Origin of the sequence: Silvibacterium dinghuense (assembly GCF_004123295.1) — a bacterium.
Classification (GTDB): domain Bacteria; phylum Acidobacteriota; class Terriglobia; order Terriglobales; family Acidobacteriaceae; genus Silvibacterium; species Silvibacterium dinghuense.
Map to the genome: position 1 here is coordinate 1469951 of NZ_SDMK01000001.1, position 13382 is coordinate 1483332.

At 62.3% G+C, this 13382-nt stretch carries 15 protein-coding genes; 8 read left to right on the plus strand and 7 right to left on the minus strand.

Going from position 1 to position 13382, the window contains the following annotated elements:
• The first annotated feature begins 10 nt into the window (after positions 1 to 10).
• On the plus strand, positions 11 to 1654 hold the full coding sequence (locus tag ESZ00_RS05805; protein ID WP_129207190.1) for a sensor domain-containing phosphodiesterase: 1644 nt from the start codon (positions 11 to 13) through the stop codon (positions 1652 to 1654).
• A gap of 64 nt (positions 1655 to 1718) precedes the next feature.
• Here ESZ00_RS05805 and ESZ00_RS05810 read toward each other — a convergent pair whose 3' ends face one another.
• From ESZ00_RS05810 to ESZ00_RS05815, 3 genes are all read right to left on the minus strand, one after another.
• Positions 1719 to 2240 (minus strand): SRPBCC family protein, encoded by a 522-nt coding sequence (locus tag ESZ00_RS05810; protein WP_129207191.1) that lies wholly within the window; start codon positions 2238 to 2240, stop codon positions 1719 to 1721.
• Positions 2241 to 2311: 71 nt separating this feature from the next.
• Positions 2312 to 2476 (minus strand): hypothetical protein, encoded by a 165-nt coding sequence (locus ESZ00_RS20025; RefSeq protein WP_164981356.1) that lies wholly within the window; start codon positions 2474 to 2476, stop codon positions 2312 to 2314.
• A gap of 233 nt (positions 2477 to 2709) precedes the next feature.
• Entirely contained in the window at positions 2710 to 3804 is a 1095-nt protein-coding gene (locus ESZ00_RS05815; RefSeq protein WP_129207192.1) for an NADH:flavin oxidoreductase/NADH oxidase, read from the minus strand.
• Positions 3805 to 4045: 241 nt separating this feature from the next.
• Between ESZ00_RS05815 and ESZ00_RS05820 the strand changes: the two genes are divergently transcribed.
• Positions 4046 to 4450, plus strand: a complete 405-nt coding sequence (locus ESZ00_RS05820; RefSeq protein ID WP_229740987.1) for a MarR family winged helix-turn-helix transcriptional regulator — start codon at positions 4046 to 4048, stop codon at positions 4448 to 4450.
• 67 nt (positions 4451 to 4517) lie between these two features.
• On the opposite strand, the gene ESZ00_RS05825 is transcribed toward ESZ00_RS05820, so the two are convergent.
• Positions 4518 to 5054, minus strand: a complete 537-nt coding sequence (locus ESZ00_RS05825; protein ID WP_129207193.1) for a hypothetical protein — start codon at positions 5052 to 5054, stop codon at positions 4518 to 4520.
• Between the two features lie 195 nt (positions 5055 to 5249).
• Between ESZ00_RS05825 and ESZ00_RS05830 the strand changes: the two genes are divergently transcribed.
• Complete coding sequence (locus ESZ00_RS05830; protein ID WP_129207194.1) at positions 5250 to 5858, plus strand: PadR family transcriptional regulator; 609 nt, start codon at positions 5250 to 5252, stop codon at positions 5856 to 5858.
• Positions 5859 to 5892: 34 nt separating this feature from the next.
• Positions 5893 to 6102, plus strand: a complete 210-nt coding sequence (locus tag ESZ00_RS05835; protein WP_129207195.1) for a hypothetical protein — start codon at positions 5893 to 5895, stop codon at positions 6100 to 6102.
• 41 nt (positions 6103 to 6143) lie between these two features.
• On the opposite strand, the gene ESZ00_RS05840 is transcribed toward ESZ00_RS05835, so the two are convergent.
• A complete protein-coding gene (locus ESZ00_RS05840) occupies positions 6144 to 7259 on the minus strand; it encodes an ABC transporter permease (protein ID WP_129207196.1) in 1116 nt (371 codons plus the stop codon).
• Positions 7260 to 7596: 337 nt separating this feature from the next.
• Between ESZ00_RS05840 and ESZ00_RS05845 the strand changes: the two genes are divergently transcribed.
• From ESZ00_RS05845 to ESZ00_RS05860, 4 genes are all read left to right on the plus strand, one after another.
• On the plus strand, positions 7597 to 8097 hold the full coding sequence (locus tag ESZ00_RS05845) for a helix-turn-helix domain-containing protein (RefSeq protein ID WP_129207197.1): 501 nt from the start codon (positions 7597 to 7599) through the stop codon (positions 8095 to 8097).
• 318 nt (positions 8098 to 8415) lie between these two features.
• Positions 8416 to 9582: a methionine adenosyltransferase gene (gene metK / locus ESZ00_RS05850; RefSeq protein ID WP_129207198.1), complete on the plus strand. Its 1167-nt coding sequence runs from the start codon at positions 8416 to 8418 to the stop codon at positions 9580 to 9582.
• Between the two features lie 128 nt (positions 9583 to 9710).
• Positions 9711 to 10289, plus strand: coding sequence for an HIT family protein (locus tag ESZ00_RS05855; RefSeq protein ID WP_129207199.1), 579 nt, complete (start codon positions 9711 to 9713; stop codon positions 10287 to 10289).
• 66 nt (positions 10290 to 10355) lie between these two features.
• Positions 10356 to 10568, plus strand: coding sequence for a hypothetical protein (locus ESZ00_RS05860; protein ID WP_129207200.1), 213 nt, complete (start codon positions 10356 to 10358; stop codon positions 10566 to 10568).
• A 174-nt stretch (positions 10569 to 10742) separates the two neighbouring features.
• Here the strand turns inward: ESZ00_RS05860 and ESZ00_RS05865 are convergent, their stop codons facing one another.
• Together ESZ00_RS05865 and ESZ00_RS05870 are read right to left on the minus strand one after the other, a co-directional pair.
• A complete protein-coding gene (locus ESZ00_RS05865; protein WP_129207201.1) occupies positions 10743 to 12305 on the minus strand; it encodes a DNA recombination protein RmuC in 1563 nt (520 codons plus the stop codon).
• Positions 12306 to 12439: 134 nt separating this feature from the next.
• A complete protein-coding gene (locus ESZ00_RS05870; RefSeq protein WP_129207202.1) occupies positions 12440 to 13000 on the minus strand; it encodes a TlpA family protein disulfide reductase in 561 nt (186 codons plus the stop codon).
• Positions 13001 to 13382 lie beyond the last annotated feature (382 nt).

Sequence of the window (13382 nt, forward strand, 5' to 3'; positions counted from 1 at the left end):
TGATGCCAGCATGCGTGTTGGCGCTGACGAACTCCGCCGGGGCCTGCAGTGTGATGAATTCGAGCCATTCTTCCAGCCCATCGTCACGCTTTGTACGGGCGAGCTGGCAGGGTTCGAGATCCTCGCCCGCTGGCGTCACCCCGAACACGGCATCCTGCTTCCCGACCACTTCATTGCTCTCGCAGAGCAGGATGGCACGATCGGTTCGCTTACCGGGATCCTGCTCGCCAGGGCCTTTGCCATCGCCGGCAGCCTGCCTCCACACCTGCGGCTCTCCGTGAACATCTCCCCTCATCAGCTGCACGACTTCCTTCTCCCGCCGCAGATAGAGAGCCTTGCCGGGTCGTTCCGCTTCCCTCTCTCACGCCTGGTCATTGAGATCACAGAGAGCGCTTTCTTCGACAATCTCGAACACGCCCGCGCCGTCACGCTGGAACTGAAGAAACTCGGATGCCGGATTGCCCTCGATGACTTCGGCACCGGCTATTCCAGCCTGCTGCATCTCCAGGCACTCCCCTTCGACGAGCTCAAGATCGACCGCAGCTTCGTCCACTCCATGACGAAGCACCGCGAAAGCCGCAAGATCGTATCCGCCGTGATCGGTCTCGGCCAGAGCCTGGGGCTGGCCACCATTGCGGAAGGCGTCAGCACCCCCGAAGAGGCCGGACTGCTGCTCGGCCTCGGCTGCGAGGCAGGACAGGGATGGCTCTTCGGCAAGCCGGTGCCCGCCGACCAGCTTCCGGCGCTGGTGCAGACACCGCCGCAGCCTATCCCACGCCAGAGCAGGAATCTTTCACAGGAAATCTTCTCGAGCACTCTTCCCAGCCATCGTCTCGCACAGCTGCAGGCGCTCTATGAAGGGGCTCCGGTAGGCCTTGCCTTTCTCGACCGGAATTTCCGCTATATCGCCCTCAATCAGCAGCTGGCCAGCTTTCATGACAATCCCCTCGAAAGCTACATCGGCCGTACCGTTGCTGAGATGGTGCCCGATATCTATCCCCTCATCCACCCGTATTTATGCCGCTGCCTCACCGGAGAGGCCATTTCCGGGATCGAGATCATCTGCCCAGCCCGCGAGACTCGCCCTGAGACCGCCTTCTTCGTCTCTTATGTGCCTGTTTATGATGAGGCCCACGAGGTCATCGGCATTTCTGTCTCGGTGGTCGACATTACCGAACGGCGGCGCATGGAAGCAGCACTGCGCGAGAGCGAAGACCACTACCGTCACATGGTCGAGCTCAATCCTCAGATTCCCTGGGTCCTGGATCCGCAGGGCATGGCCGTCTCCATTGGCCCGCGCTGGAGCGAGCTGACCGGCTCTACCGAAGAGGAGAGCCTTGGCCGGGGATTCATGCAGTATGTGCATCCCGAGGATCAGCAGCTGCTCGAAAACACGATCGCGCGCTGCTTTCCAATCGGCGAACCGGTGGATGTTCAGTTCCGCGCCCGCACCCGCTCCGGAGGTTGGCGCTGGCTACGCTCCCGCGGCTCGCCGCGGCGCGACAAGCAAGGCAACATCGTCTGCTGGTACGGCAGCACCGACGACATCGACGACCTGAAACGGACCGAGGATGCGCTCCGCCGCAGCGAAGCCCATCTTCAGGCGGTGATGGAATCCCTGTCTCTCAAGCTGCAAAAGCTGGCCGCCTCTTAGACCGCATCTCGCCCGCTCGAGCATCGCGAGACGATCGGCATCCCAGATGCTGCCAGGCCGGAGATTACCTGGCGCTCTGCTTCCCCTTCTCCGCTGCTCCTACCAGGCCTTCCAGCCAGTCTTGATGCGCATTCAGCATGGGGTTCGGCTTCGCATTCCTCAAACCCACAGCAGGCTTGCCGATCTGCGATTCCTGCGTCAGCACGCGCACGCGTCCGCCGGGCAGGTCTTCGATGAGCCACGCATGCAGCACATTGAGCGCTACCTCTTCGCTGCCGTCTACCCAGGCTCTCCATGCCACGCGCGCCGGACTGCCTGCCACCGGGGGCTCATATTCTGTAACCTCGGCTTCTACATCGAGCCCGAAGGTGGTGAAGCGAAAGCGCGCACCGGCACTCAGCTCCGGTCCCTTGCCGCCGTCGAAGCCGATCTTCGAGGCGTTGCTGTAGTAGTGCGGCCATTCGCGCGTATCGTTCAAATATGGCCAGACTTCGGCCGCCGTCAGCCCCTGCACGATCACTTCATTCGATACGTAGTTGTCGGTCGTTCCCGGCAGATATTGTTCAGGCCAGTGAATCGCGTGCATGTTTTTGCTCCTCGCACTTTCTCTATTTGTATTTGCCACATATTGAGTTCCATGATTTGTCGCAAACGCAGTTACAATTTTGCGACCAGCTTGCCTTGCTGCCTGCCCGCCTGCAGTCCCGATTGCCAGCCGAGTGCCGTCGAAGGCAGCACCTTCCAGTCCACCGGGTTCAGGGCCACGGCGCGATTCTCTACGATCACATCCTCGAGGCCTGGCTCTGCAATATGTAACTGCAACAGTTTTAAATCTTCCGGATCATGCTCAGGATGCTATGTCCATCCCCGTGCCGAAATGCTTATTGCTTCCACTCCTTACCCAACCGCCCGACTTCGGGTGCCCATGTCTCGCGCCGGAGACATGGGCAGAACATACACTCACCGCAGCCCGGATCGCGACCCAAGGGAGCGGAAGCCGAAGGCAAACCGCCCTGCGCGAAGCAGCCGAAGGCGAAAAGCCTGGACAGCCAGTTCTAGCGATAGCGTCCGAGCCAGTGCGCGTAGGGCGCCGGCAGCGTCTTCCACGCCGGGTCTGCAATGCCCAGCTCCTGCGCAGCAGCATAGGGCCAGTGCGGATTCGCAAGCATCGGACGGCCCACGGTCATCAGGTCCAGCTTGCCCTCGCGGATCAGCGCATCTCCATCCTTTGGTGAAGCAATAAACCAACTCGTCGTGCCTGGCAGACCGGTTTCACTGAGTACCTTCGCCGCTGTCTCAGCCAGGAAATTCGGACCCCAGGGAATCTTCGCGTGCGGCGTGTTGAAACCCACCGAGACATCGACAAAATCCAGCCCCTCGGCCCTCATCTTCCTCAGCAGCTCGATCGCGTCGGCCAGCATCACCTCGTCGTTGCCGTCGAACTCGACCACGCTGAAGCGCGCCGTCAGCGGACGGTCCTCAGGCCATACGGCGCGCACCGCCTTCAGTGTTTCGAGCAGGTAGCGGCCGCGGTTTTCGGCACTGCCGCCGTACTGGTCGGTGCGCTTGTTCGAGAGCGGCGAAAAGAAGTTCTGCGCCAGGTAGCCGTGGGCAAAGTGCATCTGCAGCCACCCGATACCGATATCGCGTGCCCGCTCGGCAGCCTTCGCCGTCGCCGCCTGCACGCGGGCGATCTCCTCCAGGCTCATCTCTTCCGGCGTACGCGCCAGATTCGCACCAAAGGCCACCGGCGAGGGCGCTATCGTCGTCCAGGCGTTCAGCTCGCCAGCGGGGATATGGTCGTCACCCTCCCACGGCCGGTTGGCCGAAGCCTTGCGCCCCGCATGCGCCAGCTGGATGCCGGGCACCGTGCCCCACTTCTTCATCGCGGCGATGACCGGCGCCATCTTCTCCGCCTGCTGATCGTTCCACAGCCCGGTGTCGGCCCAGGTGATGCGACCCTCGGGTGAAACCGCCGTAGCCTCGATGATGGTCAGTCCAGCGCCGCCGCGTGCCAGCCCCGTGTAGTGCACCTGGTGCCAGTCCGTCATTTCGCCTTCCTGCGCCATGTACTGGCACATAGGCGACACGGCAATGCGGTTGCGCAGTTTCGCGCCTTTCAGCTGGTAAGGATCAAATAATCCGGACAATACCTTGCTCCTTGGAAAAGAATTTCATCGGCAGGCAGCAGCCCGCCAAATTAATTGCATACGCATATATGACGCGCATGCAAGTAATTTCGATTCATGCGATGATGAATTTTCAAGGAGGGCTTCTCCCATCGCGACCTCATCCACCCCCCTGGCCCAGGGCTGGTGCGCGCTTTCCCTCCTGCATGACCGCATCCAGGCGCATATCGAGCGGGAGCTCCAGGCACGCCATGAGCTCAGCGTGCGTGAGTTCTCCCTGCTCAATGTACTCAGCCGCCAGATCGAGCGCGGCGACCACCTGCACATGAAGCAGGTGGCCGATGCCGTCGTGCTGAGCCAGAGCGCGACCACGCGCCTCGTCACCCGGCTCGAGGAGCGCGGCCTGCTTTCCCGCGCGCTGTGCGACAAGGACCGCCGCGGTATCTATACCGATGTAACCCCGGCCGGGCTCAAGCTGCTCGAAGCCGCCCGCCCCACCAACCAGACTGCGCTGCACGAGGCCCTCGACGAGGCCCGCCGCGACGCCCACCTCCAGCCGCTGGTCGCGGCGCTCGAATCCTGCTACGTGCAGGGCGGCACTGGCCGTCCAGGCCTTTCGCCTTCGGCACCCGCTCCCTCTGGCCGCGATCCGGGGGCATTGCAGTAAAGACGAACCCGGGTGCCCGTCCAGGCTCAGCCTGGGCGGGAGGGCACAAACCCCACAACCCAGACCGTTACTCCTTCGCCCCGCTCCACTCCAGATAGGATCTCCACTCGTCCTGACCGGGCATGCGCATCTGGAATTTTCCGTACATCACCGCGCCCTTCAGCTCATAGGTCAGCCGGAACTGCGGCCCCGGACCGGCCTCGGACAGGAAGACCGCAGTCTCCGGCGCCGGGGTCGAAATACTGTAGTGGATGACGTGCCCCTCGTTATCCCAATAGATCGCCTGGAGAGGCTGTCCGCGGCCTTCCTCAAAAACATAGAGCAGATCGTTATGGGCACAGTCAAAGCTCGCCGGCGCTTTGCAATTTCCATCGGAGGTACTGTGCCGTGCCAGGACGTGACCACCCAGTTCCCGCACAAAGACATACCGGCCAGAAGCGCTCGCGCCTCCAGCCCCCTGCGCCTTTGCCAGCCACGTGCCCTCCAGAAAATGCAGCCCGGCCCAAGGGTCCGTGGTGTTGCTCTCAGGACCTGCTCCGGCCGGCGTCTGGGCTGCCAGGGGCAGCACCATCGATAACCACAGCAACAGAACACCCCGTGTCATGCTTCGCATCGCTCCCCCTATGGCCAATCTGCCGCCAGACAGCGCAGCAAATAGTACAGCTCATCTATCCCCAGTGGGTCCTCGCGTCCAGCTTTGATCACAGAGGTCTGGATCTTTTCTCAAGAATCTTTGCATCGCGCCGTACTCTTGACGCATTTAAGATATATCTTAGAAACAACGAAGGAGTATCAAACCATGTTTGGAAAATTTGGAAATCGATTCGATCAGGACAAGCCGCATGGGCACTTCGGCAAGCATTTCCGCAGCGGACGCGAGTTCTGGGGCGGAATGGAAGACGAGGGCCGGGGCGGACGCGGCCGCCGCGGCTTCGGGCGCGAGTTCGGCGGGCGCCTCTTCGATGGCGGCGAGCTGCGCCTGGTCATCCTGAGCTTCATCGCGGAAAAGCCCAGCCACGGCTACGAGATCATCAAGGGCATCGAGGAGCAGATGGGCGGAGCCTATGCGCCCTCGGCCGGGGTGGTCTATCCCACGCTGAACCTGCTCGAAGACGAGGGCTTTGCCACCGTCAACACCGACGGCGGCAAGAAGCTTTACACCATTACCGAGGCCGGCCGCGCCGAGCTTGAGCGCAGCCGCTCCCATGTCGAACAACTCCTCAATCGCATCCGCGAAGTCGGCAAGGCCTTCGGCCCCGGACGCTCGCCGCAGCTGATGCGCGCCATGCACAACTTCAAGATGGCTCTCCGCCTGCGCATGGCCCAGGGTGACATGAGCCGCGAACAGGTCGGCCGCATTGCCGAAATCATTGACCGCGCCAGCCGCGAGATCGAGTCGCTCGATTAACAATCAGGCCGACTCGGGAAAGGAATATCTACCGATGAATGCCCCGCACTCCCAGCAAGACAGCGCCCGGCCGGCGGAAATGCCGGCCGAGGCTCAGCACATCCCGCACCAAAGGCGGATCGAGGAACTCGAATCCGAGAACCGGCGGCTGCTCACGCTTGTCGGCGAGCTGCTGATGACCAACCAGCGGCTTCGCGAACAGTTCAGCAAAAACGGATGCGGGCAGCCTGTGGCTGCCCGCTAGTTTCTGCATTGCAAATCCGGCCTTATTCGTAAGCCAGAGCTCTATTCATACGCCAGAGCATCGATAGGGTCCTTCCGCGCCGCCTTCCACGCCGGATAGATGGCTCCCAGCATGGAGCCAACCAGCGCAATCCCTGCGGCGCGAATCCGCCAGTCCATCGTGACCGGGAAGGGCAGCGATGGGAACTCGAAGTTGAGGAACAACCGCAGCAGCTCGGCGATCACAATGCCGAGCACCACACCGGCCACCGTCACCACGGCCGTCTCACGCAACACCACGTTGACGATGTAGCCCTTCGAGGCGCCCATCGACTTGAGGATGCCGATCTCGCGCGTCCGCTCCAGCACGGCCGTATACATCGACTGGAAGATCACCAGGAAGCCGACGATTACGGCAATCGTGATCACCGAGCGCAGGGCGATATTGAAGCCCGGCAGGTGATCCGGGGTCATCAGCGACATCCACTCCTGCATCGTCTGCACCTGGTAGTTGGCCAGCGCCGGGATGGCATAAATCTCGTTGCGGATCGCTTCCTGGTTCTTGAGATCGTCGCTGCGGATATAGAACAACGAAGCATTGTCCGGATTGCCCATCAGCGTTCCCAGGGTGTGGATGGGCAGGAAGACGCGTCCGCCCTTGCCGTGCTTCACGATGCCGGCGACCCGGTAGGGATGCTTCAGAACCTCAATGGTTGCGCCTACGACGCGGGGAGCGCCATCCTTCGACTTCGAATGCGCGTAAATGTCGTCGATGATGACGTCGTTCGGCCCCTGAAAGGGACCGCCGGAGAGAAACTCAAACGGCTTGAGCGCATTGAACCCGGCGTAATCGATCCCCCAGATGGTCTCGATGCCGCCCTGCATGTTGAAGTCCGTAATGACCGGGGTCGCCACAGCCGCATGGGGCAGTTTGGCCAGGACATCGGCAATTTTTGCAGGAACCGGAGCACCGCCCACCGAGCTGATGAAGCTGGCATTCGGCGGCCGGACAATGATGTCCGCGCCGATGCCGCCCTGCTGGTTGCTGGCGTTGCTCACCTGCCCGATCATGATGGCCACGATCGACAGGATCATCACCACTTCAATAGCCACAGCCACCACGCTGATCAGGGTACGCAGGGGTCGATGCAGAAGATTGCCAAGTACCAGCTTGTTCATGAGTCGTCGAAGGCCTTCCCGCTACCCGATTCAGATCGTCTCTGCCGGGGACTATCCCATATCTGGACAGCCGGAAAAGAGCAGGCAGGCACGCGGTTGCGTCGCTTTCGCGAGTGTAACAAAATGGCACCAAGGCCGTGAGCATCCGCCACGTGCCCGGTTACCGGTTACTTGCCAGGCACCGCATCCATCACGGGTGGCATCAAAAAGCAGATGAAAAATCGCCACAAGCCGATTTTTTTCTTTGACCTGCGATGAACAGGCCGATATATCTGTGGATATCTTCCTGAAGTCTTGAAATCTTTTCTTTTCTGCCGGTTGTAACGAGGTTGGGAGCATGTCCGAATTCGGAACCGAATTGCGCAGGGAGCGGGAAAGGCGTGGCATCGGCCTGGATACGATCAGCGAAGCCACCAAAATCAGCAGCCGCCATCTCCAGGCGCTCGAAGCCGGCCAGTTCGACCAGCTTCCCGGCGGTGTCTTCAATAAAGGCATTGTCCGGGGATACGCCCGCATTGTCGGCCTCGACGAAGAGGCCTGGGTAGACCGTTTCATGTCCGCCTATCGCGGCTCGGGCCAGCTGAAGGATGACGATGCGAACTGGATTCAGTTCGCCGAAAATGTAAGCCGCGGACGCACACCAGAAGAAGCCGACCGACCGGCACTCCGCCTGCGCTGGGCAGGAGTCGCGCTGCTGCTGGCCGTGCTCGCGGTTCTCGGCTGGTTTGTGTGGCACTACGTCAGCAATCGCCTCTCAGCCGAAGCCGCACCGCACCAATCTCTCTCTTCGAGCACCACGGTCGCCGACCTGGCTTTCCACCGTCCCATCGCCCGCTAAGAATGCTGGAAGGCTACCCGCGCTGGCGGCTCGCAACCCCGGTGCTGTTCCGTGCTCTGTCCCGGGCTCTGTCTTAGGCTCTGTCCTGGGCTGAAACACAGCCAATGGCGAATCTCGCCGGTGACCCATCCCATTTCCCCATTCGCTTCCTCGCTTTGTACCCCTCTGCCCTGCTCTAGTACCATCGAGTGAGATACAGACGAACGGGATGTTTCTGACTGTCTCCGGCCCCTCTCCAGGCCGATAGCCTTTTCATGAAGCCGTTTCCTGGCCGGCACTGATGCCGTACATCCCCACCACAACTGGAGGAACTCCGTTTTGTCCGCACGCCAACGATTTCTTTTCACCTCGGAATCGGTGACCGAAGGCCACCCCGACAAGATCGCTGACCAGGTTTCCGATGCGATCCTCGATGCCTGCCTCGAGCAGGACCCCTATTCCCGCGTTGCCTGTGAGACCCTCACAGCAACCGGCCTCGTTGTCATCGCCGGTGAAATCACCACCCGCGCCTACGTCGATTTCCAGACCCTCGTTCGCGGCGTGGTGGCGGCCATCGGATACGATAACGCCCTTTACGGCTTCGACTCCAACACCTGCGCCGTCATTTCGACCATCAACAAGCAGTCCGGCGACATCGCCATGGGCGTGGACACCGGCGGTGCCGGCGACCAGGGCATGATGTTCGGTTACGCCTCGAACGAGACGCCCGAGCTGATGCCGACCCCGATCGCGCTGGCCCACAAGCTGAGCCGCCGCCTCACCGAGGTCCGCAAGAACGGCAAACTCGCCTACTTGCGCCCGGACGGCAAGAGCCAAGTCACCGTGGAGTACGACGCGAACCATAAGCCGGTCCGCATCGACGCGGTGGTCATCTCGACCCAGCACGCCGAAAACATCTCGACCGAAGAGCTCCGCGCGGATGTGCTCAAGCACGTCATCCAGGCGGTTCTCCCGGCCGAACTGCTGGACGAGAACACCAAGTACCACATCAACCCGACCGGCCGCTTCGTTATCGGCGGACCAATGGGCGATACCGGCCTGACCGGCCGCAAGATCATCGTCGACACCTACGGCGGCATGGGCCGTCACGGCGGCGGCGCCTTCTCCGGTAAGGACGCGACCAAGGTCGACCGTTCGGCGGCTTACATGGCCCGCTACATCGCCAAGAACATCGTCGCCGCCGGCCTGGCCGACCGCGCCGAAGTCCAGCTGGCCTACGCCATTGGCGTAGCCGAGCCGGTCTCCGTGCTGGTCGAGACCTTCGGCACCGGCAAGGTCCCCTCCGAGCAGCTCGAGGAACTGGTTCGCGCCAACTTCCAGCTCACCCCGAAGGGCATCATCGAAAGCCTGAACCTGCGTCGCCCGATCTTCCGCAAGACCGCTGCCTACGGCCACTTCGGCCGCACGGAAAGCGAGTTCCAGTGGGAGGCGACCGACAAGGCCGCCGCGCTCAAGGAGCAGGCAGCCGCAATCGCGGCCGTCTAAACCGACAGCACGCACCAGACGGAAAACGGCAGGCCTCACGGCCTGCCGTTTTTCATTGGCCTGGCCCAATAAGAATGAACATCACACGGAACCTCAGACACTCCCGTCTATCCGCTAAGCTCTACCGTATGGACCATCTTTGGACCCCGTGGCGCTATGCCTACGTCACCGACGACCGCAAGTCTGGCCGCAAAGGCGTTCCGCCTGAGCTCGAAGCATGGCCGGAGGACCGTGGGTGCGTCTTCTGCAACCTGCTGGCGGCCGCCGACTACGGCATCGCACAGGGCATGCCGCCGGAGGAGGCCGACCGGGCCGCACTCATCGTCCATCGCGCCGAACATAACTACGTCTGCCTGAATCGGTATCCCTACAGCTCCGGGCACCTGATGGTTGTCCCGCACCAGCATGGATCGTCTTTTGCTGCGCTGAATTCTGCCACCGCGCAGGAGCTCACCGCGCTTGCCCAGCAGGCCGAACGCGCACTTACCGAGTCCTACCGCCCGCACGGCATCAATATGGGCCTGAACCTGGGGCAGGCCGCGGGCGCAGGAGTGGCCGAGCATCTCCACCTCCATGCCCTGCCCCGCTGGGTCGGCGACACCAACTTCATGACCGCCGTCGCCGAAACCCGCATCCTGCCCGAGACGCTGGAAGTAACCTGGGCCCGGTTGCGGGAGGCGTTTGTGAAGACCTCCGCCACCGAATAGGAACCGCCGGGCAGAAGCCCACCGAAGACTGCGGCCCAGCATCCCACTGAGCTGGGAGGTTCCTCCATGCCCCAGAAACCCCAGGACACTGCCAGCCATTCGCCTGCCAGCGTGCAGCACGTCGAAGCCGAGAGCGGTCACAGCGCCAAAACGGATGAGCAGCACAAGGCGCTCGAGCACAACGTGCACACCGGCCGAAACCAGCGCCATCCTGAAGAGGTGCCCGCGCAGCACGCTACCGGCTCTTTCACCGGCGGTGGCGGACCGGGCAAGCGCTAAAGCTCAGGGCTCAGGTAGCGAAGATATGGGTTCGCAGAATGCCCCTTGTTCTACGCGGTTTGTACTCTCTCATCTCGAAATCGAGACGTGGGCACCCGGCTGCAGGTTCTTCCACTATGCGAGACGCAGGAGCCATCCCGCTCAGGTTGGAACGACAGCTGTTGCTGTCCCCGGCTATTTTTCCAGTGGCGGCTCTTCGCCGGAAGCGGCCAGCTCCAGTGTCGCCTCGTCGAGCGCGAGTTCGGCGATCTTCGGCGGCAGCGCCTGCTCAAGCGACTTCGCCGGCTTCACACCGAGCGCCTTCAGCATCTCCGCCTGGCGGATGGCGTTGCCCTTGCCCTGCGCCAGCTTGCCATAAGCATCTTCATAGCTCTTGCGCGCGCGGTCGAGATGCGTGCCCACATCGGTCAGGTCCTTCGCAAAGGCGGCCAGCTTGTCGTAGAGCTCTGCGCCACGCTTCACGATCTCCTGCACGTTGCGGGTCTGCTGTTCCTGCCGCCAGAGCTGCGCCACCGTGCGCAGGACGAAGAGCAGCGTGCTCGGACTGACGAGCAGAACGTTCTTCTCCCACGCCTCCTGCCACAGCTTGCCGTCGCGCCCGATCGCGGCGAGGAAGGCCGGCTCGACCGGCACGAACATGATGACGAAATCGAGCGAATTGAGGCCGTAAAGCTGCTGATAGTTGCGGCCCGAGAGCTCACGGATATGCGCCTTCACGGCCACGAGATGCTTCGCCAGCGAGAGATCCCGCGCCGCCTCGTCCGCCGCATTGCAGGCGTCGTTGTAATCATTGAGCGAGACCTTCGAGTCGAGCACCAGATGGCGGCCTTGCGGCAGGTCCAGGATCACGTCCAGCCGCGCCCGCGAATGGTCTTCGCGCGTAAAACTCTCCTGCACGCGGTACTCGTGACCCTTGCGCAGGCCGGAGGCTTCGAGGATGCTCTCGAGTACGTACTCGCCCCAGTCACCCTGCGTCTTCGAGCCCCGCAAAGCCGTTACCAGGCTCTGTGCATCCTTGGAGAGCCGCTCGTTGAGTGATTGCAGCTGCGCGATCTGCGACTTGAGCTCGGTGCGGCCCTGCAGGCCATCTTTTTCGAGGCTCTCGACCTTGGTCTGGAATTCCCCGAACTTGTCTTTGAGCGGGCGGAGCAGGTTGCCGAGGTTCTCAGCGTTTTGTTCTGTGAACTTCTTCGACTTGGCATCGAGGATGTTGTTGGCCAGCGCCTCGAACTGGTTCGACAGCTCGGCTCTGGCCGAGGTCAGGAGCGCCAGCTTTTCTTCGGCTGCTTTTGCTTCGGAGTCTTTCGCGGCGACGATCTCGGCCAGCCGCGCCTTGAGGCCGGTGTTCTCCTGCTGCAGCTCGCTGCGCATGCGCTCGAAGCTCTCTTCCTCGCGCTCCAGCTCCTGCTCGAGGCTCAGGACGCGGGTGCGCAGGCTCTTGCCTTCGGTCTCCAGCCGACCGTTATCGGTCCGTTGCTGGGCATCGCGCTCGGCCGCCTGCCGTTCCCACTCGCGGCCCTGCCGGTCCAGCTCCTGCGCCTGGCGCGTCAGCTCGGCCTTTTCTCGCTGCGACTGCTCGAGAGCCGCTTTCTGCTGGGCCAGCTCGTGCCCCGCCTGTTCGGCCCGCATGCGCTCGGAGGCCGCCTGCGCCTTGCCCTGGCCCGCAGCCACCACCCATGCCAAAACCGCGCCCACAGCCGCTCCGGCCGCCAACGCTACGATTGCCCACACGTTCATCTCTGCACTATACCGCCGAAACCACCCAGGAGAAGAATAGGCGAAGAATTATTCTTGTTCATTCGCAGTGCAATCGTCCTGCGAACCCACACCTCGAACAGAACGAGACGTGGGGCACCCGGGGTTTCTCGCCCTTAGCGTGCCTTCAGGCCGTCGATGAAGGCGATCACCCCGGGTGCGGACCAGTCCGCCGCGCCGGTGTGCTTCGCCACCAGGGTGCCGTCCTTGGCATAGAGGAAGGTGGATGGATATTGGTTCAGGCGCATGGAGGCAGGGATGTCGTCGTCTTCCATGACATAAAAGGGCAACGTGTAGTGGTTGCGCTGTGCGTAGCGCCGCACCGATGCAGGCGAGTCGAGCCGCGAGATGACGAGGAACTGCACCTGCGCGTCATTGCGATAGTGCTCATAGAGCTTCTGCACGGTGGGCATCTCGGCCACGCACTGGATGCACCAGGTACCCCAGAGGTCCACGAAAACGACCTTGCCGCGAGCCGAGGAGAGCTGCTGCGGCTGGCCATCCAGGGTGCGATAGGCAAGGTCGCTGGCCGGTTCGGGCTCGGCCACCAGCCGGGGCGGCTCCATCTTCGCGGCGATCCGCGCCTCGACAAAGCGAAATCCCGCCCACGCCACAGCCGCGACGGCCACCACCAGCACAGCCAATACGAGAACGACACGCTTCAGCAGCTTTCCCACGGGAGTCTCCACGCGTTCCTACGCTCCTGCCCGGGGATTGGTTCCAGGATTGGCCGTCCAGGCCTTTCGCTTCGCGTAGCGCTCGCGATGCTCGCGGATGAGATCTCCGCGGTGGAGACGGAAACGGGTGCCCCGTCCAAGCTTCGCTTCGGGGGGAAGGTATGGACCTATGCGGTGCGATAGTCCTGCAAACCCACATCTCGAACAGAACGAGATGCGGGGCACACGGGTTCTCAGCTCGCGACCGGAGGGAACAGAGGCCGAAGGCGAAACGCCCGGGCGGCAAGCCCCGCTTTACACTGGTTCTGCCCCCCAGTAGACTTGGAATTTCGGAGCAAGGATTTGTGCGCCCTTCATCCGGCCACACCTCTCCGATAAAGTT

Bases quoted from the DNA above. Each gene is read 5' to 3' on its own strand.
- ESZ00_RS05805 (WP_129207190.1), top strand. From the start codon at position 11: ATGCGTGTTGGCGCTGACGAACTCCGCCGGGGCCTGCAGTGTGATGAA.
- ESZ00_RS05855 (WP_129207199.1), top strand. From the start codon at position 9,711: ATGGACCATCTTTGGACCCCGTGGCGCTATGCCTACGTCACCGACGAC.
- ESZ00_RS05830 (WP_129207194.1), top strand. From the start codon at position 5,250: ATGTTTGGAAAATTTGGAAATCGATTCGATCAGGACAAGCCGCATGGG.
- ESZ00_RS05835 (WP_129207195.1), top strand. From the start codon at position 5,893: ATGAATGCCCCGCACTCCCAGCAAGACAGCGCCCGGCCGGCGGAAATG.
- ESZ00_RS05845 (WP_129207197.1), top strand. From the start codon at position 7,597: ATGTCCGAATTCGGAACCGAATTGCGCAGGGAGCGGGAAAGGCGTGGC.
- ESZ00_RS05840 (WP_129207196.1), bottom strand. From the start codon at position 7,259: ATGAACAAGCTGGTACTTGGCAATCTTCTGCATCGACCCCTGCGTACC.
- ESZ00_RS05860 (WP_129207200.1), top strand. From the start codon at position 10,356: ATGCCCCAGAAACCCCAGGACACTGCCAGCCATTCGCCTGCCAGCGTG.
- ESZ00_RS05810 (WP_129207191.1), bottom strand. From the start codon at position 2,240: ATGCACGCGATTCACTGGCCTGAACAATATCTGCCGGGAACGACCGAC.
- ESZ00_RS05865 (WP_129207201.1), bottom strand. From the start codon at position 12,305: ATGAACGTGTGGGCAATCGTAGCGTTGGCGGCCGGAGCGGCTGTGGGC.
- ESZ00_RS05825 (WP_129207193.1), bottom strand. From the start codon at position 5,054: ATGACACGGGGTGTTCTGTTGCTGTGGTTATCGATGGTGCTGCCCCTG.